Origin of the sequence: Nonomuraea sp. NPDC048901, from assembly GCF_040649695.1 — a bacterium.
GTDB lineage: Bacteria > Actinomycetota > Actinomycetes > Streptosporangiales > Streptosporangiaceae > Nonomuraea.
Window position 1 is genome coordinate 202,711 of record NZ_JBEZFW010000007.1, and the last position, 22,320, is coordinate 225,030.

General features: G+C 68.1%; 18 protein-coding genes. 11 read left to right on the forward strand and 7 right to left on the reverse strand.

What is annotated here, in order from left to right:
- Nucleotides 1-102: 102 nt before the first annotated feature.
- Nucleotides 103-1,140 (forward strand): polysaccharide deacetylase family protein, encoded by a 1,038-nt coding sequence (locus AB0C30_RS25565; protein WP_357948581.1) that lies wholly within the window; start codon nucleotides 103-105, stop codon nucleotides 1,138-1,140.
- On the opposite strand, the gene AB0C30_RS25570 is transcribed toward AB0C30_RS25565, so the two are convergent.
- Complete coding sequence (locus AB0C30_RS25570) at nucleotides 1,115-2,251, reverse strand: saccharopine dehydrogenase NADP-binding domain-containing protein (RefSeq protein WP_357948584.1); 1,137 nt, start codon at nucleotides 2,249-2,251, stop codon at nucleotides 1,115-1,117. The genes AB0C30_RS25565 and AB0C30_RS25570 overlap by 26 nt on opposite strands.
- A 203-nt stretch (nucleotides 2,252-2,454) precedes the next feature.
- On the opposite strand from AB0C30_RS25570, the gene AB0C30_RS25575 reads away from it, so the two are divergent.
- On the forward strand, nucleotides 2,455-4,392 hold the full coding sequence (locus AB0C30_RS25575; protein ID WP_357948587.1) for a transporter substrate-binding domain-containing protein: 1,938 nt from the start codon (nucleotides 2,455-2,457) through the stop codon (nucleotides 4,390-4,392).
- A 54-nt stretch (nucleotides 4,393-4,446) separates the two neighbouring features.
- The gene (locus AB0C30_RS25580; RefSeq protein WP_357948590.1) at nucleotides 4,447-5,421 is read left to right on the forward strand and encodes a malate dehydrogenase; all 975 of its coding nucleotides are present in this window, start codon (nucleotides 4,447-4,449) and stop codon (nucleotides 5,419-5,421) included.
- Between the two features lie 263 nt (nucleotides 5,422-5,684).
- Here AB0C30_RS25580 and galE read toward each other — a convergent pair whose 3' ends face one another.
- A complete protein-coding gene (gene galE, locus AB0C30_RS25585) occupies nucleotides 5,685-6,632 on the reverse strand; it encodes a UDP-glucose 4-epimerase GalE (RefSeq protein ID WP_357948593.1) in 948 nt (315 codons plus the stop codon).
- Nucleotides 6,633-6,718: 86 nt separating this feature from the next.
- On the opposite strand from galE, the gene AB0C30_RS25590 reads away from it, so the two are divergent.
- From AB0C30_RS25590 to AB0C30_RS25600, 3 genes are all read left to right on the forward strand, one after another.
- A complete protein-coding gene (locus AB0C30_RS25590) occupies nucleotides 6,719-8,032 on the forward strand; it encodes a hemolysin family protein (RefSeq protein ID WP_357948596.1) in 1,314 nt (437 codons plus the stop codon).
- 14 nt (nucleotides 8,033-8,046) lie between these two features.
- Nucleotides 8,047-9,051 carry a tryptophan--tRNA ligase gene (gene trpS / locus AB0C30_RS25595; RefSeq protein WP_357948599.1) on the forward strand — a complete coding sequence of 335 codons (1,005 nt, stop codon included), beginning with the start codon at nucleotides 8,047-8,049 and terminating at the stop codon, nucleotides 9,049-9,051.
- A 105-nt stretch (nucleotides 9,052-9,156) separates the two neighbouring features.
- Nucleotides 9,157-10,428 (forward strand): ATP-binding protein, encoded by a 1,272-nt coding sequence (locus AB0C30_RS25600; RefSeq protein WP_357948603.1) that lies wholly within the window; start codon nucleotides 9,157-9,159, stop codon nucleotides 10,426-10,428.
- Between the two features lie 12 nt (nucleotides 10,429-10,440).
- Here the strand turns inward: AB0C30_RS25600 and AB0C30_RS25605 are convergent, their stop codons facing one another.
- Both AB0C30_RS25605 and AB0C30_RS25610 read right to left on the reverse strand, forming a co-directional pair.
- Nucleotides 10,441-11,178 (reverse strand): SDR family oxidoreductase, encoded by a 738-nt coding sequence (locus AB0C30_RS25605; RefSeq protein ID WP_357948606.1) that lies wholly within the window; start codon nucleotides 11,176-11,178, stop codon nucleotides 10,441-10,443.
- A gap of 137 nt (nucleotides 11,179-11,315) precedes the next feature.
- Entirely contained in the window at nucleotides 11,316-11,822 is a 507-nt protein-coding gene (locus tag AB0C30_RS25610) for a MarR family transcriptional regulator (protein ID WP_357948609.1), read from the reverse strand.
- A gap of 60 nt (nucleotides 11,823-11,882) precedes the next feature.
- On the opposite strand from AB0C30_RS25610, the gene AB0C30_RS25615 reads away from it, so the two are divergent.
- Nucleotides 11,883-13,163 carry an amidohydrolase family protein gene (locus tag AB0C30_RS25615; protein ID WP_357948612.1) on the forward strand — a complete coding sequence of 427 codons (1,281 nt, stop codon included), beginning with the start codon at nucleotides 11,883-11,885 and terminating at the stop codon, nucleotides 13,161-13,163.
- A gap of 102 nt (nucleotides 13,164-13,265) precedes the next feature.
- Complete coding sequence (locus tag AB0C30_RS25620; RefSeq protein WP_357948615.1) at nucleotides 13,266-14,240, forward strand: YihY/virulence factor BrkB family protein; 975 nt, start codon at nucleotides 13,266-13,268, stop codon at nucleotides 14,238-14,240.
- 25 nt (nucleotides 14,241-14,265) lie between these two features.
- Here the strand turns inward: AB0C30_RS25620 and AB0C30_RS25625 are convergent, their stop codons facing one another.
- Nucleotides 14,266-15,405 (reverse strand): D-alanyl-D-alanine carboxypeptidase, encoded by a 1,140-nt coding sequence (locus tag AB0C30_RS25625; RefSeq protein WP_357948618.1) that lies wholly within the window; start codon nucleotides 15,403-15,405, stop codon nucleotides 14,266-14,268.
- A gap of 83 nt (nucleotides 15,406-15,488) precedes the next feature.
- Between AB0C30_RS25625 and AB0C30_RS25630 the strand changes: the two genes are divergently transcribed.
- Nucleotides 15,489-15,692 carry a hypothetical protein gene (locus AB0C30_RS25630; protein WP_357948621.1) on the forward strand — a complete coding sequence of 68 codons (204 nt, stop codon included), beginning with the start codon at nucleotides 15,489-15,491 and terminating at the stop codon, nucleotides 15,690-15,692.
- Here the strand turns inward: AB0C30_RS25630 and AB0C30_RS25635 are convergent.
- Nucleotides 15,652-17,055, reverse strand: a complete 1,404-nt coding sequence (locus AB0C30_RS25635) for a peptide ligase PGM1-related protein (RefSeq protein WP_357948624.1) — start codon at nucleotides 17,053-17,055, stop codon at nucleotides 15,652-15,654. The two genes, AB0C30_RS25630 and AB0C30_RS25635, sit on opposite strands and share 41 nt — an antisense overlap.
- A gap of 500 nt (nucleotides 17,056-17,555) precedes the next feature.
- Here AB0C30_RS25635 and AB0C30_RS25640 point away from each other — a divergent pair, with 500 nt between their 5' ends.
- Nucleotides 17,556-18,767, forward strand: a complete 1,212-nt coding sequence (locus tag AB0C30_RS25640; protein ID WP_357948627.1) for a M20 family metallopeptidase — start codon at nucleotides 17,556-17,558, stop codon at nucleotides 18,765-18,767.
- 168 nt (nucleotides 18,768-18,935) lie between these two features.
- Here AB0C30_RS25640 and AB0C30_RS25645 read toward each other — a convergent pair whose 3' ends face one another.
- Nucleotides 18,936-20,843, reverse strand: coding sequence for a Xaa-Pro dipeptidyl-peptidase (locus AB0C30_RS25645; RefSeq protein WP_357948630.1), 1,908 nt, complete (start codon nucleotides 20,841-20,843; stop codon nucleotides 18,936-18,938).
- A gap of 290 nt (nucleotides 20,844-21,133) precedes the next feature.
- On the opposite strand from AB0C30_RS25645, the gene AB0C30_RS25650 reads away from it, so the two are divergent.
- The gene (locus AB0C30_RS25650; RefSeq protein WP_357948633.1) at nucleotides 21,134-22,213 is read left to right on the forward strand and encodes a BMP family ABC transporter substrate-binding protein; all 1,080 of its coding nucleotides are present in this window, start codon (nucleotides 21,134-21,136) and stop codon (nucleotides 22,211-22,213) included.
- Nucleotides 22,214-22,320: the final 107 nt, after the last annotated feature.

Below are 22,320 nucleotides of genomic sequence, written 5' to 3' on the forward strand. Positions count from 1 at the left end.
TCCGTTTCTCTAGAACATCTCTTGGCCCTCACAGAGCGTGACGGAGTTGATCAGATGGGTAAGAGTCCCTGGTAAGAGTCATAGGTGGCCCAGGGGGTTCGGATGCGATTGCGTCTTTTGAGTGGGGTGGGACTGATCGCGGTCACGGCGGTCGTGTGCGGCTGTGGCTCGGAGCCGGTCGCCAAGCCGGTGAACAACGCGGCCAACACGGCGGCCAAACTGAAGCAGGCCAAGGCCGCGCAGCTGGCGCTGGCCGCCAAGGTGAAGGCCAACGAGCTGGGACAGATCCCGGTGCTGATGTTCCACCGGGTGATCAAGAATCCGGCGACCACCGACGACCGGACTCCCGAGCAGTTCAGGGGAGATCTCGAGCGGCTGGTCAAGGACGGGTACGTACCGATCACCGCCGCCGAGTACGTCACCGGCAAGATCGACATCCCGGCGGGCAAGCACGCGGTCGTGCTGACCTTCGACGACTCCTCGCCCTCACAGCTCACGCTGGACGAGATGGGCAACCTGGCGCCCGACACCGCCATCGGCATCCTGCGTGACGTGGCGGCGAAGAATCCCGGCTTCCGGCCGGTGGCCACGATGTACATCACGCGCGACATGTTCGGCAAGACCGTGCGCGACGAGCAGGCTCAGATGCTGCTCTGGCTCAAGGACAACGGGTTCGACCTCGGCAACCACACCCGCGACCACATCAACCTGCGGGGCCGGTCGCAGAAGGAGGTCGAGGAGCAGATCGCGACCGTCCAGACGATGATCAGCTCCCTGGCCTTCGTCAAGCCGGTGACCATCGCCCTGCCGTACGGCAACCAGCCGCACAACAAGAAGTGGGCCATGCACGGCAAGCTCGGCGACGTCACCTATGACCACAAGGGTGTCTTCCTGGCCGGTTACACGCCCGCGCCCGCGCCGTTCAGCAAGTCCTTCGACCCGCTGGGCATCCCGCGCATCAGGGCGATGGACAAGAAGGGCGACTGCAAGCAGTTCTGCTCCGTGGCCTGGCTCGACTGGCTGAAGAACAACCCGGACATGCGTTACACCTCAGACGGTGACCCGTTGACCGTGGCCTTCCCGAAGTTCAAGAACCCGTTCCTGCGGACGTCCTTCACCTCGCGGGCTCTCGCGTACTGAAATTGATGCCGGCCCGGCACAGGCGCTCGATCAGCGGGCGGCCCATCGCGGCGGCGGTGGTGACCTGGCCGGCGATCTCGGGCACGTCGTCGAAGGCCAGGCAGAGTGCCGCCTCGCCGAGCATCTTGGCCGTCTCGTCGTAACCGGGGTCGCCGCCCGCGACCTCGGTGACGACCCGCCGGCCGCCGCCCTCGCCGAGGAGGGTGACCTTGAACCAGTTGCGGGCCCGCTGTTCGGGGGTGGGCCCGTCGCCGGGCTTGACGCGGCTCGCCATCCAGTCGCGTACCGGGGGGATCTGCGCGAGCGCCGCCATCGTGCCCGCTCCCGCCGCCACCGCGAGGGCGGCGGGCAGGGTCTTGACGGCGTAGTACTGGCGGTAGGTGAAGTCGGGGCCGTAGCGGTCGAGCAGGCGGGCCGAACGGCCGACGATCAGCGGGTCCAGGCTCGGCATCGGCAGCGCCCAACCGCCGACATAGCGCAGGCCGCCGGGCAGTGAGCTGACGCGGCGACCGGGCGGCAGCGGCTCGGCCGCGCGTCGCCGGGCTGCCGCCTCCAGGAGTTGCAGCGGGCGGGAGACGATCGTCATCCCGGAGGCCAGCGTGCCCCCCGACGCTCGCATCTCGCTCCTGAGGAACCCGCTGACCTTGAGCGGCACGTGCTCCGGCAGCTGGTCGACCGTGAAGAGTACGCCCAGGTCGTAGGGGATGGAGTCGAAGCCGCAGGCGTGCACCAGCTTGGCGCCCGTCGTGGTGGCCCGCCGGTGGTGGCGGACGTACATCCGGTCCACGAATTCGGCCTCGCCGGTCAGGTCCAGATAATGAGTGCCCGCCTCGGCGCAGGCGGCCACGAGCGGCTCGCCGTACCGGAGGTAGGGGCCGACGGTCGTGACGACGACGCGGGTCGCGTGGGCGATCGCGGCCAGCGAGGCGGGGTCGGTGGCATCGGCGATCAGGATCGGGACGTCGAGGCCGAGTCGTTCCAGCTTGGCCCGGTCGCGGCCGGCCAGTGCCCAGCGCACCTCGGGGCCGGCCGTTTTGGCGAGGTAGGCCGCGGTGAGCGCGCCGGTGAAGCCGCTCGCGCCGAACAGCACGATGTCGTACGCACGGGCCATAATCCCGAGCCTCCTCGGTGCTTCTCGTAGTTTCGCCCTATTCTGGGGTAATTCGGCGTTTCTCCTCACCCTGGTGATGGCGGGTGGCCATACTGCTCCTGGCGACAAACCGTGACGTCACGAACGGTTAACGGTTCCCTGAGAGCTTACTGAGCGTCGTAAAGTTTGCGTCGTTGGGCTTTGTTTGAACGTGGGGAAGATGAATGCCGCAGATCTCGCCGCTGGTCGCCGGCGACCCCGGCCAGCTGGGGTCGTTCCGGCTGGTCGGCCGGGTTGGGGAAGGCGGCCAGGGCATCGTCTACCTGGGCGTCACCGATGAGGGTGAGCAGGCTGCGATCAAGCTGCTGCATGTCAAGTTCAGCGGGGACACGATCGCCAGGTCGCGGTTCGCCAGGGAGCTGAAGGCCGCGCAGCGGGTGGCGTCGTTCTGCACAGCCCGGGTGATCGAGGCCGATCTCGACGGCGACACGCCGTACATCGCCAGCGAGTACATCGACGGGCGCGCCCTCAGGGACATCGTCGAAGACGACGGCCCACTGCGGGGGACGGCGCTCGACCGGCTGGCGATCGGGACGGCGACCGCGCTGACCGCGATCCACCACGCCTCGATCGTGCACCGCGACTTCAAGCCCGACAACGTGCTGATCGCCGCCGACGGGCCGCGCGTGGTCGACTTCGGCATCGCCAGGATCATCGACTCGAGCGGCACCATCACCAGCCGGGCCATCGGTACGCCCGCCTACATGGCCCCCGAGCAGATCGCCGGGGACGATGTCGGGCCTTATACCGATGTGTTCGCCTGGGGGGCAACGATCGCGTTCGCGGCCACCGGGGAGACCGTGTTCGAGGGCAACTCGATCGCGGTGGTGCTCAACCGGATCCTCAACCACGAGGTCGACGTGTCCATGCTGCCCGAGCCGCTGCGCGGCGTGGTGCGGTCGGCGCTGTCGAAGTCGCCCGACGAGCGGCCCTCGGCCGACCAGATTTTGCTGCGGCTGCTCGGCCAGCCCGAGACGGTCGGGGCCTCCACGGCCGTGCTGACCCGGGGCGTGCAGGTTGCCAGCGACGACACCACCCCGTTCATCAGGGTGTCGTCCGGGACGCTCGGCACGGGCTCGCCGTCCAAGGCGCAGCTCATGCATCCGCCGGAGCAGTCCTCCGTGACCGGCGGCGAGCCGATCCCGTGGGCGACCGGCTCCACGCCGCCACCGCCCCGAATCCTGGACGAGCGGCCGACCGTGGCCACCCCGGACCCCGGCCCGCCCGCCCCGCGCGGCCGCCGCGCGGGGTGGGTCGCGCTGACTGTGGCGATCCTGCTGATCGCCGCCGCCTCGATCGTGGCCGTGCAGAACAACTGGTTTCAGCTCGCGCTCGGCGAGGAGCCCTCGCCCCATCCCGCCCCGCCGGACTCCTTCGCCTCGGTGGCCGACAAGGTGGCGCAGACGAAGAAGATCGTGATCGGCGTGAAGGGCGACCTGCCCGGCGTCTCCCTGGAACGTGGCGGCGGCTTCGAGGGCTTCGACATCGAGCTGGCCAAGCTCGTCGCGGAGCAGCTCGGCGCCAAGCAGACCCAGTTCGTCAAGATTCCCAAGTTCGAGAGGGAGAAGGCGCTGGAGGGCGGCACCGTGGACCTGGTGATCGCCACCTACTCCATCGACAAGAGCGGCGTCGAGTTCGCCGGCCCGTACTATGTGGCCCACCACGACCTCCTGGTCCGCGACGGTGACTCGATCGAGTCGATCGACGACCTGGAGGGCAAGAAGATCTGCGCCCCCGACAGTCCGTCCGTCCGCAATGTCCAGGCCCGCGTGAAGGTGGAGCTCGTCACGGCGACCGACTACGCGCGGTGCATGGACCTACTCAAGAGCGGCGAGGTCGACGCGGTGCCGGGCGAGGACCTCATCCTGGCCGGCTTCGCCAGCCGCGAGAACCAGCGCTTCAAGATCCTCGGCGCCAAGCTCAACGACGAGCGCTACGCCATCGGGATCAAGCACGGAGACGCGAAGACCTGCAAGGCGGCCAACGGGATCATCGCCTCGCTCTACCGCAAGGGCGTCGTCAAGAGCCTGCTGGCTCGGCATTTCGCCAACGTGGACTTCACTCCCGAGCAGGAAACACCCTCGATGGTCTCCTGCGGATGACGAACGGGTAGCATCCGAAAGTCAATGATTCATCCTGCGAGTTAGGGGAAGGCCATGGCCACGCCCGTCAAGGTGACCGTCACCGGAGCCGCCGGTCAGATCGGCTACGCACTGCTGTTCCGCATCGCGTCGGGGCAGCTGCTCGGCCCGAACGTCCCGGTCAAGCTCAGTCTGCTGGAGATCCCGCAGGCGGTGAAGGCAGCCGAGGGCACCGCCATGGAGCTCGACGACTGCGCCTTCCCGCTGCTGTCCGGCATCGAGATCACCGACGACCCGAACGTCGCGTTCGCGGGCGCCAACGTCGCCCTGCTCGTCGGCGCCATGCCGCGCAAGGCCGGGATGGAGCGCGGTGACCTGCTCGGCGCCAACGGCGGCATCTTCGGCCCGCAGGGCAAGGCGATCAACGACCACGCGGCCGACGACATCAAGGTCCTGGTCGTCGGCAACCCGGCCAACACCAACGCGCTCATCGCCCAGCAGAACGCGCCGGACGTACCGGCCGACCGCTTCACCGCGATGACCCGCCTCGACCACAACCGCGCGCTGTCCCAGCTCGCCGCGAAGCTTCAGGTCCCGGTCACCGAGATCAAGAACATGACCATCTGGGGCAACCACTCCGCCACCCAATACCCGGACCTCTACCACGCCGAGGTCGGCGGCAAGATCGCGGCCGAGCAGGTGGAGTCGGAGTGGCTGCGCGACACCTTCATCCCGACGGTGGCCAAGCGCGGCGCCGCCATCATCGAGGCCCGTGGCGCCTCGTCCGCCGCCTCCGCGGCCAACGCCGCGATCGACCACGTCTACGACTGGGTCAACGGCACCGACTGGACCTCGGCCGCCGTCGTCTCTGACGGGTCCTACGGCGTGCCCGAGGGCCTCATCTCGTCGTTCCCGGTGCGGGCGGCGGGGGGCCGGTTCGAGATCATCCAGGGTCTGGAGATCGACACCTTCTCCCGCGAGCGCATCGACGCCAGCGTCCGCGAGCTGACCGAGGAGCGCGACGCGGTGGCCTCGCTCGGCCTGATCTGATTCGTCCCCGACAAGGCGCGCGTCCGTTTCTGGGTGCGCGTCTTTTTGGTTATATGTACGATTTGCGGCCTATTTCCCTTTTGTTCGCCTACGGGCACATGGTGATTTCCGCGGGAGGATTCGGCGGGGAGGTGGCGAACAACACCCCCGCCGCCGCCGCGAGGCTACCCAGCACGACGAGGACGCCGAAGACTATCTTCGTGACCCTTGGTGAAAAGCTCCTCACATTTCGATATCACAGCACATATCGGGACTTCCTATACCTATTTCCCGGAAAGCGCTCCCCAAGCGTCAGAGACGATGTCCCGCAGGGAGGGGCGCTCGGCCTTCCAGCCCAGCTCGCGCCGGATCTTCTCGGACGAGGCGACCAGCACGGCCGGGTCGCCCGCCCGGCGCGACCCGAGAACGGCGGGGATGTCGTGGCCGGTGACCTCGCGGCAGACCGAGATCACCTCCTGGACGGAGAAGCCGGCGCCGCTGCCCAGGTTGAAGATCTTGTGCTCCCCGGGAGTGAGCGCCTCCAGGGCCAGCAGGTGGGCGACCGCCAGATCGGCCACATGGACGTAGTCGCGCACGCACGTGCCGTCGGCGGTCGGGTAGTCGGTGCCGAACACGCTGACCGACTCACGCTCGCCGGTGGCCACCTTGAGGATGTTCGGGATGAGATGGGTCTCAATGGTGTGCCGCTCGCGGAAGCGGCCGTACGCGCCGGCCACGTTGAAGTAGCGCAGGCTCACCGCCCCGAGCCCGTGCAGCCCCGCGTAGGCGGTCAGGGCGGTGTCGACGGCCAGCTTCGAGGCGCCGTACGGATTGGTGGGCCGTGTCGGGTCGCTCTCCAGGATGGGGGAGCGCTCGGGCTCGCCGTACGTGGCCGCGGTCGAGGAGAACACGATCCCGCGCACGCCCCGCACTCGCATCGCGTCGAGCAGCGCCAGCGTGCCGCCGAGGTTGTGCGACCAGTAGAGGCCGGGCTTCTCGACCGACTCGCCGACCAGTGACTTGGCCGCGAAGTGCAGCACCGCCTCCACGCCCGCCAGCGCGTCGTGGGCCTCGGTGATGGACCCGTGGACGAACCGCGCCCCCTCGGGCACGGCGTCCTCGTGGCCGGTCGACAGGTCGTCGAGCACGGTCACCTCGTGCCCCGCCTCGACGAGCTGCGCCGCGACGACGCTGCCCACGTATCCGGCGCCCCCGGTGACCAGCAATCTCATGTTTGCTCCTGTGGTTATATGTTTAATTTTGTCGGGCTGGGTGTTCAGCATACGCGGGAAACGTGCCGAGTACGCTGCCAACCACCATGTTTGACACCCTCGCGGCCAATATCGCGCTGGTCCTTCTGTTCATCCTCGTCGGCGGCTTCTTCGCCGCCGCCGAGATGGCGATGGTCTCCCTGCGGGAGAGCCAGGTGCGCAAGCTCGCTCAGAAGGGGCGCCGCGGCGAGCGGGTCGCCAAGCTCGCCCAGGACCCCAACCGCTTCCTGTCCGCCGTGCAGATCGGGGTGACCGTCGCCACCATGCTGTCGGCCGCGTTCGGCGCCGACCGGCTCGGCATGCAGTTCGTGCCCGTGCTCGAACGCTGGAACGTGCCCCACGCCGTCGCTCCCGTACTCGCGCTGGTGCTGGTGACGCTGGCCATCTCGTACGTCTCTCTCGTGCTCGGCGAGCTGGCGCCCAAACGCCTGGCCCTGCAGCGGGCCGAAGGGCTCTCGCTGGTCGTGGCGCCCTTCCTCGATCGCGTCGCCATGCTGTCACGCCCGATCATCTGGGCGCTGTCGAAGTCGACCGACGGCGTGGTCAAGCTGCTCGGCGGCAACCCGCAGGCCGACCGGGAGGAGGTCACCACCGAGGAACTGCGCGACATGGTCGTCGGGCACACCGACCTGACCGCCGACGAGCGCAAGCTGATCGCGGAGGTGTTCGCCGCCGGCAAGCGCCAGCTCCGCGAGGTCATGCTGCCCCGTACCGAGGTGGAGTTCATGGAGGCCGACACCACACTGGCGGAGGCGGCGGTGCTGGCCTCGGGGCTGCCGCACTCGCGCTTCCCCGTCTACCGCGAGTCGTACGACGAGGTCATCGGGTTCGTGCACGTCAGGGACCTGCTCGACCCGGTGCTCACCGGGCGGATCGAGCCGATCAGCGAGTTGGTGCCGATCCGGCCGGTCAAGTTCGTACCGGCCTCCAAACGCCTGCTGACCACGCTCTCGGAGATGCGCGACGAGGGCCACCACCTGGCCATCGTGGTCGACGAGTACGGCGGGACGGCCGGCATCGTCACCCTGGAGGACCTGGTCGAAGAGCTCATCGGCGACATCAGGGACGAGTACGACGTCGAAGGCGACACCGTGGTCCTCCCGGCGGGTGAGATGGAGATCGACGGCCTGACGAATCTCAACGACTTCGCCGCCCAGACCGGCATCCGGCTGGCCGACGGGCCGTACGAGACGCTGGGCGGGTTCGTGATGTCCATGCTCGGCCACGTGGCCGCCGTCGGGGAGATGGTGGAGGTGCCCGGGTTCGAGCTGACTGTCATCGAGCTCGACGGACGCCGTATCGCCAGGGTGAGGGTGAAGCGCCGTCCGGCGGTCGAGTCGCCGCCCGAGCTGGATTCCTGACACAATTGGCTGCTATGGCCAGACCTCGTGTCCTCTCCGGCATCCAGCCCACCGCTGACTCCTTCCACCTGGGCAACTACCTGGGTGCGGTCCGCCAATGGGTGACGCTGCAGGAGACTCATGACGCCTTCTACTGCGTCGTCGACCTCCACGCGATCACGGTGCCGACCGAGCCCGCCGCGCTGCGCCGCCGCACCCGCGTGGCCGCCGCGCAGCTGTTCGCCGCCGGGCTCGATCCCGAGCGCTCGACCGTGTTCGTCCAGTCGCACGTGCGCGAGCACAGCGAGCTGGCCTGGATCCTCATCTGCCTGACGGGCATGGGCGAGGCGGCCAGGATGACGCAGTTCAAGGACAAGTCAGCCAAGTTCGGGGAGAACGCGGCCAGCGTCGGGCTCTTCACCTACCCGGTGCTCCAGGCCGCCGACATCCTGCTTTACCAGGCCAACAGCGTGCCGGTCGGCGCCGACCAGAAGCAGCACCTGGAGCTCACCCGCGACCTCGGCCAGCGCTTCAACCACCGCTTCGGCGACACCTTCACCCTCCCTGAGCCGTACATCCTCAAGGAGGTCGAGAAGATCACCGACCTCCAGGACCCGACGGCCAAGATGTCCAAGTCCTCCTCCAGCCCGGCCGGCATCCTCGACGTCCTGGAGCAGCCGGGGCCGCTGCGCAAGAAGGTCATGCGCGCGGTCACGGACACCGGCTCGGAGGTCCTGTTCGACGAGGACGGCAAGCCCGGGATCTCCAACCTGCTCCGCATCCTGTCCGCGCTCACGGCCACGCCGATCCCCGACCTGGTCGCGCGTTACGAGGGGCAGGGCTACGGGACGTTCAAGAAGGACGTGGCGGAGGCCGTCGTGGAGACGTTCACGCCCATCCGGGAGCGCACGGAGAAGCTGCTGGCCGACGAGGCAGAGCTGGACCGGCTGCTGGCCATCGGCGCCGAACGAGCCGGCGCGGTGGCCCGCCAGACCATGGCCGAGGTCCGCGACCGGGTCGGCTTCCTGCCGCGCCTCTGACATACCCCGGAGCCAGGGTGTGGCTTCGGCAGATCTAAAGGGAAAGAGTCGGCAGATTTAAAGGCAGACCTTCGGCAGATCTAAAGGCTGGGCTACAGTGCCCGCATGAGGGAAGCGGTCGACTACCTGCCCCGGCGTGCGGCTTCTCTGGTGTATGACGCACTTGAGGACACCCGTGTCGTCGTCGTCAATGGTGCTCGCCAGGTCGGTAAGAGCACCCTTGCCGAGCGGGTGCTGCGCCATGTCCCCGGCAGCGTCGCCCGCTTCCTGGACGACCCTGTCACCCGTCTGGCGGCGAACAAGGATCCGGTCCGTTTCGTGCGCCATGACGGGTTGATGCTCATAGATGAGGTGCAGCGGGTTCCCGATCTCTGGCTTGCCATCAAGCACGTGGTGGATCGTGACCCGCGCCCTGGACGATTCCTGCTCACCGGATCCGCGCGCCTCCTCGCCCTGCGCAGCCTCCCCGACTCGCTGCCCGGCAGGTCGGAGACCATCGAGCTCTGGCCGCTCTCACAGGGGGAGATCGACGGCCACGAGGACGGCTTCATCGACGCGGCATTCGCGATGGGCGGAGATCTACGCGCCGAATCGATCGGTCTACGCCGGAAGGACTATCTCGCGCTGGCCGCTCGCGGCGGGTACCCAGAGGCGGTCAAGCGGACGACCCCTCGGCGACGTGAGCGGTTTTTCGACGGCTATCTCGCGGACCTGATCGCCCGGGACGTGAAACAGGTCGCCGAAATCGAGCGTGCGTCCGACATGCGGCGGTTGGTCGCCTTGCTGGCGGCTCAGACCGGAGGGCTGCTCAATATGAGTCGGCTCGCGAGCGAGCTGGGTCTGTCGAGCCCGACCGTTCGCAGCTATGTGGAGATTCTGGAGACCATCTTCGTGGTCCGCCTCGTGCCGGGTTGGTCGTCGAACGCGACCACGAGAGCCGTTGCCACGCCTAAGGTGATCTTCGTCGACTCCGGCATGGCTGGATACCTCACCAGCGGAAGCGTCGCCGACGCCACTCATGGCGGACTCCTCGAGAACTTCGTGCTGAGTGAGATAACCAAGCAGCTGACCTGGGCCGGGACATCGGCTCGCCTCTATCACTACCGAGACCGAGACCAGTACGAGGTGGACGGGGTGCTCGAGAACAACGCGGGCAAGATCGTCGCCATCGAGGTCAAGGCGGCGGAGACCGTTCGCGGCGACGACTTTCGCGGACTGCGGCTCCTCAAGCGTCGCTTGGGTGATCGCATGCTGGCGGGGTTCGTTCTCTACTGCGGGCCTGAGTCGTTGAGCTTCGGTGACGGGCTCTCCTGCCTCCCGGTCTCCGCTCTTTGGACGACGTGTTCTCCGGCGCGGGCGCCTGCCGGCGATCACTAGTCAAGACAGGGATCACCAGGGGACGACGCCGCCATCTTCGCTGAGGAAGGCGCCGGTCGTGGGCATGGTGGTGGCCTGGCGGGCGATGTGGGTGCCGCCCTCGTCCGCGGTCAGGACGCCGCGGTGGCCGTTGAGGTCGGTGGCGCAGAAGCCCGGTGAGACCGCGTTGACCTTGATCGGAGTGTCGCGCAGCTCGTTCGCGTAGATCAGGGTGATCGCGTTCAGAGCCGCCTTGGAGGAGTTGTAGCCGAGCAGGCGGCCATAGTCTCTGAACGGTGAGTCGGGGTCGGTCAGGAACGCGATCGTGCCCAGCCCGCTCGACACGTTGGCGATGTGCCCGGCCGCCGACCTGCGCAGCAGCGGGAGCATCGCGTTGGTCACCGCGACGACCCCGAACACGTTGGTCTCGTAGACCTCGCGCAGCTCCGCCACCGGCAGTTCGCTCGGCCGGTAAGGGCGGTCGCGGCTGATCGCGGCGTTGTTGATGAGGATGTCGAGGCGGCCGAACTCCGTGTCGATGTACGCCGCGGCGGCCTCGACCGTGGCGAGGTCGGTGACGTCCAGCCGGACGTACCGGACGTCCAGCCCTTCGCCGGCCAGGTTCGCCTCGGCCTTCCGTCCTCTCTCCTCGTCGCGGGCGCCGAGGAGCACCACGTGCCCCTGCCGGCCGAGTTGCCGCGCGGTCGCGTAGCCGATGCCCTTGTTGGCTCCGGTGATGAGGACGATCTTCCGTTCCGTCGAGTACGTCATGGCCTCAGGCTCACGGAGGGCGCCCGAGATCGGCAGAGCACCGCTGAGGCTGGGATCGGCGATCCCAGGCGTGGGCCGGCGATCCCGGGTGCGGGCGGGAGCTCCCAGGCGTGCGCCAGGTACGCGGACGCGGGTGATCAGCGGAAGCGGCGGCGGCCCACGGCCAGGAGGACCTCCCGGAGGGCGTCCGCCGCCTTCCGTACCGTTTCCTCCGGGACGCCCGCCATCACCTCTTCGTGGGCCTTCCCCGAGACCTCCAGGGCGGTGTTGGCCAGGCGCAGGCCCTCGGGGGTGAGCTGAACCCAGCGGCTGCGCGCGTCGCCCTCGTTCGCCGCCCGCTCCACGTAGCCCGATGCCGTGAGGCGCTGCAGGACGTTGCTCGTGCCGCCCGAGGTGAGGTAGAGGCCCTTGGACAGCTCGCTGGGCTTGAGCTGGTGCGGGGGGCCGGTGCGGGCCAGGGCGGCGAGGACGTCGAACTCGGCATAGGTCAGGCCCAGGTCCGCCAGTTCGGCCTTGATCGCCGTCTCGAAGAGCATGTTGAGGCGGGACATGCGCTTGCTCAGTTCGAGGTCGGCGATGAGCGATGACGACAGGCCGGAGTTCTGCCAGCGGGGGACCATCGCGTCGACGTCATCGTGCTTCATGGGTCGAGGATACTTGGCGACATATTGCTTTCTGAAAAGCTTCTTACTAAGCTTTTCGGCATGGCAATTACTTTGATCAAGAACGGGATCGTCGTCGACACCGAGCCGGAGCCTGTCGTGCTCGGGCGGGTGGACGTACGGGTCGAGGGCGGCCGGATCGCCGAGGTGGGGCCGGACCTGCCCGAGGCGCCGGGGGCGGAGGTCGTCGACGCGACCGGGATGATCGTGCTGCCGGGGTTCGTCGACAGCCACCGGCACACCTGGCAGGCCGGGATCAGGGCGATCGCGCCGGACATCACGTTCGGCGGATATCTGCAGCGCATCCTGGGCGAGCTGGCTCCCGGCTATAGGCCCGAGGACGTCTACGCGGGCAACCTGGCCGGCGCGCTGGAGTGCCTGGACGCCGGGATCACCACGCTGCTCGACTGGTCGCACGTGCAGTTCACGCCCGAGCACACCGACTCGGCCGTACGGGCGCTGCGCGAGTCGGGCATCAGGGCGATCTTCGGCTACTGCCACGGCGGGCCGCGGGAGAACCTGCACAAGGAGGGGCACCGGGTCCATGACGAGCACTTCGGCACGGCGGGTCTGGTGACCATGGCGATCGCCGCGCTCGGGCCGGAGATCGTCAGTGAGGACGACGCGCTGGCCGAGTGGCGGCTGGCCCGCGAGCTCGACCTGCCCGTCACCGCGCATCTCGGCGGCCACGGCAGGGAGAGCTCCACCAAGGGGCTCGCGTTCCTGAAGGCCAACGGGCTGCTGGCGCCGCGCACGACGTACGTGCACGCCAACCACTACAGCGACGACCAGCTCAAGCTCATCGCCGACAGCGGCGGCGGCGTGTCCGTGTCGCCGATCGACGAGATGACCCTCGGCATCGGCTACCCGATCAGTGGGCGGGCGCGGGCCGCCGGGATCCCTACCTCGCTCAGCATCGACAGCGTGACGTGTGCGCCTGGTGACATGTTCAGCCTGATGCGGACCGCGTTCACGCTGGAGCGGGGCCGCCCGGACGGGCAAGGGATGGGGTTCCGCGCCCGTGACGCGCTGCGGATGGCCACCATCGAAGGCGCCGAGGTGGTCGGGCTCGGTGACACCGTCGGCTCGCTGCGGGTCGGCAAGCAGGCCGACCTCGTACTGCTGCGTACCGGCACGCTGGGCATGGCGGCCGCGCACGACCCGATCGGGGCGGTGGTGCTCAACGCCGACACCAGCGCCGTCGACACCGTCCTGGTCGGCGGACGGGTGGTCAAGCGGGGCGGCAGGCTGCTGCACCACGACGTCACGGAGGTGCTCGCCAGGCTCGCGGAGTCCGCCCGCGCCGTCGTCACAAGCGCGTAACTCCTGAGTGCCGGGCTCCGTGGTAGAAGAGCGGTAGCCAGGGCAGGTGCATGGCGACGGCGGGGCACCTCGGAAGGCGGGCGCGCGGCGGTGTTGGCGAAGATGATGGCACGCGTCGAGTCGGCCAAGGCCCGGAGTGGCCGTGTCATCGAGTCCTGGCGGGTGCGCCGCCTCTGGATCGACCACCTGATGAGGACCGTGCAGCGCTACCAGCTGCGGTTCGGCGACCGGCTGGCCGGTGCGGTGACCTACTTCGCGTTCCTGTCGTTCTTCCCGCTGGTCGCGCTCGCGTACGCGCTGTTCGGCTACGTCCTGTCGTACGACCAGAACGCCATCAGCACGCTCGAGTCGGCGATCAAGGACCAGCTGCCGGGACTCGCCGACCAGATCGACCTCCAGGCCATCGCCCAGGCCAGGGCGACCGCCGGGATCATCGGCTTGGCCGGTCTGCTCTACGCGGGGCTGGGCGCCGTGGACGCGCTGCGCGGGGCGCTGTGGGAGATGTCGATGACCACGGCCCCGCCGCCGAACTTCTTCGTCGCCAAGCTGCGCGACCTGATCTCCCTGATCCTGCTCGGCGTGACCATGATCGTGTCGGTGCTGGTCGGCGGGGCCGCCACGCAGGCGACGACCGGGATGGCGGAGACTCTCGGGCTGGGCAGCGCGCCGGTGACCACCGGCACGCTCTGGCTGGTGGGACTGCTGGCCAGCGTGGCCGCCGACTGGGTGCTGTTCCTGATCCTGCTGGGCTGGGTGGGCCGCGCCACCCAGCCCTTCCGGGTGCTGGCCAGGGGGGCGCTGCTCGGCGCCATCGGATTCGGGCTGCTCAAGCAGGTCGCGTCGCTGCTGCTGGGGCAGACGCTGAGCAACCCGATCTACGGCGCGTTCGCCGTCATGGTGGGGCTGCTGGTCTGGATCAACTTCTCCGCCAGGTTCGTCCTGTACGTCGCCGCCTGGACCGCCACGGCCGGGCTCTGCCCGCCGCCCGCACCCTCGCCCATCCCGTCGAACACGCCCATGCCGTCGAACACGCCTATGCCGTCGACCTCGCCCATCCCCTCGAACGAGGTCACCTGACCCCCTCGAATGGGGTCCCCCGGCCTCAGCGTCGTGAGCTGCGCCGTCGGCGGATGCCGTAGCCCAGCCAGGTCAGGCCGAACAGCAGCCCGCCCCCGATCACGATCGAACCCACCGTACGGCTGGTGTCGGTCTGCTTCGACGCGGCCGAGTCGAGCAGCGGCGCCGTCACCGGTGGCGCGGTGACGACCGGTGAGGTGGTCACCTGCTGCGCGGGCAGTTCGGCCGGCAGCGGGTCGACAAGCCGGCCGACCGCCGTGACCTTGCCCCGGGCGGCGAAGCCCCAGTCGAGCAGGCTCGCCACCTCCTCCCAGAAGTACCCCTCGTGCCGCATGATGGTCACGATGATCGTGTGGCCGCCACGTGTCGCGGCGCCGACGAAGCTGGCCTGGGCCTTGGACGTCCAGCCGTTCTTGACGCCGATCATGCCCTGGTAGCGCCACAGCAGCTTGTTGTGGTTGCTGATCTCGTAGTAGTTCTTGGGCGCCGGAAACTTGGCAACCTTTGTACTGATATATCGCCGGAAGTCGGGGTTGCCGAGGCCGGCCCGTGCGATGAGTGCCAGGTCGTACGCCGAGCTGCTCTGTCCCGGCTTGTCCAGCCCGCTGGGCGTCTTGGCCACCGTGTCGTTCGCCTGCAGGCGCTTGGCCTCGGCGTTCATGTCACGCATGGTCTTGGGCAGGCTGCCGTTCGTCTCGGCCAGGGCCATCGCCGCGTCGTTGCCCGACGACATCAGCAACGCCTTGAACAGGTCGTCGACCTTGTAGAGCGGCTTGGTCGTCAGGCCGACGGCGGTGCCCTCCTGGTCGACCGCGTTCCGGCTGGGCTTGACCTTGAGGTTCTTGTCCAGCTTGGGGATGAGCGTGAGCGCGGTGAGCGTCTTGAGCGTGCTGGCCGGCAGGTAGCGCCCGTGCGGGTCCTTGGCCGCGAGCACGTCGCCGGTCTCCAGGTCGGCGATGACGTACGAGGTGGCCTTGGACTTCGGCGGTGCCTTGATGCCGGCGGGCCTCACCAAACCGTGACTGCCCAGCAGATCCCCGCCGACGGGCTTCGGCGTCGGGGTAGTCGGGGTAGGAGTCGGCGTGGCCTGGGCGGTCCCCGTGAGCGCGACCGTCGCGAGGAGTGCCGTGAGGAGTGCCGAGACGGGCACCGGTTTCATCAGCATGGCGGTCTCAGCGTAGCTTCGTGTCATTGCACATGTGCCGACACATCCCCTGATGATCGGCACCTGATACTAGAGAAGTGGTCATGTCGCGAAAGATCGCCGGATTCCTCATCGTGCTCGGCGTGTTCATGGTGTTCGAGTGGATCAACCTCGGGTTTAACCTGGCAGACGGCCATCCCACGAGCTTCTACGTGGTGCACGGCATCCTGATCGCGGTCAACCTCATACTCGCGATCGTATTGGCCGTCATCGGCTGGAAGGGGCTCCGCAAAGCGCGCGGCGAGTGAGCCGGTGCAGCTCGTCGGCCTCCTCGCGGGAGTCGCCGATCGTGGTGAAGCCGAGCTTGCCGTGTTCGGGGAGCGCCCCGAGCAGGTGGAAGACGTTTCCCGTACGACGGGTGTGATCGAAGCCGAGACCGAGCGCCTCGACCATCCGCACGACCTGGCCGGGGGAGCGGCCGCGCAGGCAGCCGGCCGCGCAGTTGTCGGTCGCGGTGTAGTACTTGGGCTGGTCACCGGCCATGAGCAGCCCGGTCCCCGGATCGTAGGAGGCGCCGGTGGTCAGCACCGCGGCGCCGAAGGGGTGTGTGGTGCCGCCGATCCGCAGGTTGACCTCGCACAGCAGCGCCGCGTATCCGGCGTCGGTCTCCAGCGCGAAGAAGTCCATGCCGAACAGTCCCACCACGCCCCGCTCCGCCATGACGCGGGCGATCCGCTCGGCCGACGCGCCCACCTCGGCCCGGTACTCCGGCGCCGCGGGGAACGTACAGCCCTGGTAGACGTCCTGGTTGGCGCCGCCGAGCACCTGGTCGTGGGTGGCCACGACGCTGTACCGGCCGCCGGGCGTGATGCGGGCCAGCGCGCTGGGATAGTGCAGCGGGCGGTGTTCGATGAACTCCTCCACGACCGCGCCGCGTTCGCGGATCTTCGCGGTGAAGCTCTTCCAGGTCTCGCCGTACGCGGAGAAGCTCGTCCCCGGCAGATCGCCTTTGGGCACGATGGCGTTGCCGAGCCCCGAGTAGCCGTCGTTCAGCTTGACCATCACCCGCTGGCCCGGCAGCGCCTCGATCGCGTCCTCGATCTCGGCCAGGGAGTGCAGATCTCCGAACCCGCGGGCCATCGGCACGCCGGCCTCCTGGCCGATCTCGCGGGAGCCGCTCTTGGAGCCGTAATAGGCGAGCGACGTGGCCGGGCCGTACACGGGAATGCCCAGCAGCGCGGCGAACTCCTCCTCCAGCTCGCTCAGCACGAACGGCACCATCCACGCGTCGCCGTCGATCGCCGCACGTACCTGCTCGACCATCTCGGGTCGCGAGAGCAGGGTCCTGGTCAGCGGCTGCGAGTGCGGGTCGTCGAGTGTGATCAGCCGCAGCCGTTTGGCGGCGTCATCCGGATCAGGCAGGAAGCCGAAATAGTAGGCGATGATGTCCGGATCGATGGGCGCGGAGGAGAGGTAGATCACTTTGACGCCGGGCTCGCGGAGCGTGAGGAGGAGGAAGAGCAGGCGCTCCTCGTAACATCTGGCTCCGGTGATGCGGCGCAGCTCGTCCTGCGGAAGAGAGAGCGAGGGTACGACCACCAGGGTCCCCTCGCTCGGCTCGAAGATGCTCAACCCGGCATACTTCTCCCCGAACGGGATTTTAGTGATCATATTGCGAGTGAAACACGCATTTTACGCGAAAGCATCCATCGTCGGAGTGTCATGACCATGACGGGAGGTGACAGGATTCGAAAGCGCAGACCACGTTTGGAAGTCGTGTCCACGGGTCACCATCTAATGATCCCTTGTGACTATTTTCCGGGCCATCTGCGCGCTCACTCAGGGTAACGACCTGCGGTTACGGGCATGCAGCCGCCCGGCTTTCGGGGTTTCTGTCGGCGCGAAGCCACACGCAAGAGATAAAGTTGGAACATCGCCTTCGGGTTCATGGCCGACCGCCGTGTTTCCGCAGTGGGTTGTCCTCAGGAGGGGATCACAACCCCGTGCTGACGATCTCTGGCACCGAAACCTGTGGGTGCGGCATTTTCGCCGGACGGCTGCTCTGACCGGACAGTCGGCCGCAGCGAGGCCAAAGGACGATTTACGGCGCTATAAGCCGTGTGACTTCGGGCAGTTGACGATCACATGGCAATTGGACGGGACGGTGACTCATGCGGGGACGTGAGCTTCGGGGGGAACTCGACGCGTTCCTGACGGAGACCGATCAGGAGTTGGTGGCTTTCCGCCGCGACTTGCACATGCATCCTGAGCTGGCCTTCGCTGAATATCGCACGACTCAGCGCATCGCCGAGCGGCTCACCGCCGCCGGTCTGGTGCCGTCGGTGCTGCCACGCGGCACCGGCCTGATCTGCGACGTGGGCAGCGGAGACGGCCCCACGGTCGCGCTGCGCGCCGACATCGACGCGCTGCCGCTGCACGACGAGAAAGACGTGCCCTACCGCTCGACCGTCCCGGGCGCCTGCCACGCGTGCGGCCACGACGTGCACACCACGATCCTGCTCGGCACCTCGATCTTCCTCGCCCAGCAGGCCGCCGCGGGCCTGCTGCCCGGCCGGGTCCGCCTGATCTTCCAGCCCGCCGAGGAACTGCCCGGCGGCGCGCTCGAGGTCATGGCGCACGGCGGCATCAGCGGCGTGGAGCGCATTTTCGGCCTCCACTGCGACCCGCGCGTCGACCTCGGCCACGTCGGGCTCAAGCCCGGCCCGATCACCTCCGCCTGCGACAAGCTGGCCATCAAGGTGTCGGGTCCGGGCGGCCACACGGCCCGCCCGCACCTCACCGCCGACCTGGTCTTCGCCCTCGCCAAGATCCTCACCGAGCTGCCCGCCGCGCTCTCGCGCCGGGTGGACCCGCGCTCCTCGCTCAGCCTGGTCTGGGGCAAGGTCCAGGCCGGTTCCGCGGCCAACGCGATCCCCGACGACGGCGTGGCCGAGGGGACCGTGCGCTGCCTCGACGAGAACGCCTGGCACGCGGCCCCCGACCTGATCAAGTCGCTGCTGGAGTCGGTCGCCGGCGCTTACGGGATCGACGCGACGATGGAATACACGCGCGGTGTGCCGCCCGTGGTCAACGACGAGATGAGCGTCGACATGCTGGCCGAGGCGGTCGAGCGGGCGCTGGGGCCGGGCGCGGTGGTGCCCACGCAGCAGTCGCTCGGCGGCGAGGACTTCGCCTGGTACCTCGAGTCGATCCCGGGAGCGCTGGCCCGGCTGGGCACGCGCTCGCCGGGCGGCGTGACGTACGACATCCACCAGGGGACCTTCGACATCGACGAGGCGTCGATCGGCATGGGCGTCCGCCTCATGGCCGCGACCGCCCTGACCGCGCTCTGGGAACCCGTCGTCGATTCCGTTCTCGCCTGAGTCTTACGGTCGGCACGGGCCCGCCCCACCGTACGTGCTTGATTTTCCTTTACGGCAAGCATGGGCCAGCCCCACCCTTCTGGGCGGGGCTGGCCTCTGTCCAGGGGAACGCTCCTCCGGTTTACGGGGTTGAGCGCCGTGACGTGCGCATTCTTGGCCCCGGCCGCCCTATGGCCGGACCACCGGCAGGATCAAGGATGACTTGGCCGGGTTGACAGTGAATTTCGAGCCCTCCGGGTAGCGGAGCGTGTAGTCCCTGTCCGTTGACGTGATGATCAGGCCGATCTTGTGGCCCTGGTCGAACCGGTAGTCCTTTGGCTGGAAGTCCCAGGTGAAGGTGTACTCCTGGGACGGTTTGACGGTCTCTGTTCGTGCCGGGTCGTGGCGGTTCCTGATGTCCAGCCAGCCTCTTGAGACGATCTTGTAGGGCGTTGTTGCCGTGCCCAGCCTGCGCAGCGTCGTGCAGCCCGTGTCGCCCGGGACGCCTTGGCCGTAGCAGAGGGTTTCGCCTGTCGTGACCAGGGTTCCGTCCGCTCTGGTGCCCGTGCCGTAGTCGACCAGCAGGGCCGTCAAATACGGCGAGGAGCCGCTGTCGCGGGCGGCTCGGAGCGAGATCGTCGGGGTGCCGGAGATCCGGACGGCGGCCGGCAGTTCCGGCGTCAGGTAGGCCAGGCGGTTGGGATCCGCGGCCGGGGCCGCCTCCACCAACTGTTCGGCGGTGCGGGTCTTCTGGTCGACGAAGGACTCGCGGGCCGTGTACTGCGGGAAGACGTTCAGCTTCGAGCCGGAGCCGAGGTGCAGGGCCACTGGCTTGGTGGCCGGAAGTGGCCACGATGCGTGAGTGCCCCACTCGCCGGGGGCGATTTCGACGTCCGCCTGCGGCTCACGCATGATGCCGCTGTCGATGCCGTACAGCCAGTAGTCGAACCACCCGTGCAACTGCCGCAGCCATTCGACGGTGCGCAGGTTGAAGGGGTTCATGTGGGTGCCCTGGTGCAGCCAGATCTTGCGCGGCACGTGGCGCTTGGACAGGGCGTACCACCACTGGGCGAACTGTTTGGTCTTGACGTTCCAGTCGTTGAGGCCGTGCACGACGAAGACGCTGGCCTTCACCTTGTCGACGTCGTTGAGGTAGTTGCGGGCGTTCCAGAAGCGGCTGTAGTCGCCGCTCACCCGGTCCTGCGTCGCCGTCAGGTAGTCCATGACGGGCCCGCAGACCTTCTGCCCGTCGGCGCGGGTGAGCACGTACTTGGCCAGCACGTCCGCGTCCTCGCCCTGGAAGCCGCCCGCCGCCAGCACGCCGCCGTTGGCCCGGTAGTAGTCGTACCAGGAGGAGATCGCGGCGATGGGCACAATCGTCTTCAGCCCCTTGACGCCCGTCGAGGCGACCGCGTTGGGCAGCGTGCCGTTGTAGGAGACGCCGATCATGCCCACGTTCCCGGTCGACCAGGTGGCCGAGACGGGCGCGCCCTCCGGGGTGAACCCTTTCGCGCGGCCGTTCAGCCAGTCGATCGCGGCCTTCGGGCCGGCCGTCTCGTTGCGGTCTCCGGTGGTGGGGCAGCCGGTGGCGCGGCCGCTGCCCAGGTTCTCCACCAGCGCGATCGCGTAGCCGCGGGGCAGGAAGTAGTTGTCGTAGTAGCCGTCGAACGGCTCGGCCGCCAGCTTGTTCGCGTACGAGCGCAGGGTCGGCAGCGGGTTGCCGTTCTCGTCCACGTCCACCACGTGGTTCGGCACGTCGTTGCCGCCCGCGTAGTAGGGGCTGGCCTCCATGATGACCGGGACCTTCAGCCCCTCGTCGGTCTCCTTCGGGCGCAGGATGTCCACGGCGACGCGGTCCGGCAGGCCGTCGCTGTCGCTGTCGGTCCCCGCGACCTCGACGTACACCGTCTGCTTGACGGCGTCGGCGCGGGAGAAGACGGGCTGGGTGGCGTTGTTCTCGATCTTAATAGCGTTCTCGATCTTGATCGCCGGGGCCGCAGCCGGGGCGGTCGGTGTATCCGCTGTGGCGGGCGCCGCGCCCATGGCCGCGATGAGGATCGCGGCCATGGGCATGATCATGGCCTTCCAAGGATGCATGTAGGGCTCCAGGATGAAAATCCACCGTTGATCAGGAATCTCTGCCATGATCGACCTGACGGCAAGGGCCCCCCGGTGTCCAAAGTTGGGTAAAGCTTCCCGAGCCGGTCCTCGGACCGCATCCGCAGATTCAGGTCACGGACACGAGTGATGTCGATAACGGAGCGGTTGCGACCCTGTGTGCCGGTTTTGTCCGCCCTGGTCAACCAACTATCTTCCGTGCAGGGTTGCCGTACATTTCTTCGCGCCTGCGACGAAGTTTGACGGCGGGGAAATGGAAAGGAGTCGCCTTGCTCAGCAAGCGATTCGGCAGGATGGCGGCCGGTTCGATAGCGGGTGCCATGCTGATGGCGGCCGCGGCCTGTGGCGGCAGCGGCGGCACGGGAAGCGACGCCACGTCCAGCGCGGCGCCGACCTCCGGAGCCAGCAGTGAGGCGCCGAAGGCCGGCGCGCTCAAGGTCGGCCTCGCTTTCGACGTCGGCGGCCGTGGCGACAAGTCCTTCAATGACGCCGCCTACGCGGGCCTGGAGAAGGCCAAGACGGAGCTCAAGGCCGACATCAAGGAGCTGAGCCCCGCGGCCGACGGCTCCAACCGCGGCGAGCTGCTCCGCCAGCTGGCCGACGCGGGCTACAACCCGATCATCGGCGTCGGCTTCGCCTACGGCGACGACATCAAGAAGACGGCCGAGGAATACCCGGAGATCCAGTTCGCGGTCGTCGACTCCGCCTCGAACGCGGCCAACGTCACCGGCCTGCTGTTCGCCGAGGAGCAGGGCTCCTACCTGGCGGGCGTCGCCGCGGCGACCAAGGCCAAGAGCGGCCACGTCGGCTTCGTCGGCGGTGTCGAGAACGACCTGATCAAGAAGTTCCAGGCGGGCTTCGAGGCCGGTGTGAAGTCGGTCAAGAAGGACGCCAAGATCGACGTCAAGTACCTCAGCCCCGACGGTGACTTCAGCGGCTTCAAGGCCCCCGACAAGGGCAAGGTCGCGGCCGAGAAGATGTACCAGGACGGCGCGGAGATCGTCTACCACGCCGCCGGCGACTCCGGCCTGGGCGTGTTCCAGGCGGCGGCCGCGGCCAAGAAGAAGGCCATCGGCGTCGACTCCGACCAGCGCCAGACGGTCAAGGAGGCCAACCTGCAGTCGGTCATCATGACCTCGATGCTCAAGCGCGTGGACGTCGGCGTGTTCGAGTTCGTCAAGGCGTTCCAGGGTGGCGCCAAGGGTGGCAGCAACACCATCTACGACCTCAAGGTCGACGGCGTGGGCCTGGCCACCACCGGTGGCGAGATCGACGACATCAAGGACAAGCTGGACGCCGCCAAGCAGGACATCATCGACGGCAAAATCACGGTTCCGTCCAAGCCGTAATTGAGGTAGGAACGTTGACCGAGGGCCCGGAGTCCAGACCGACCCCGGGCCTTCGGCCTATCCGCTCTTGGAGACACCAGTGAGCGGAGCGATTGAGGAGCGGTGAG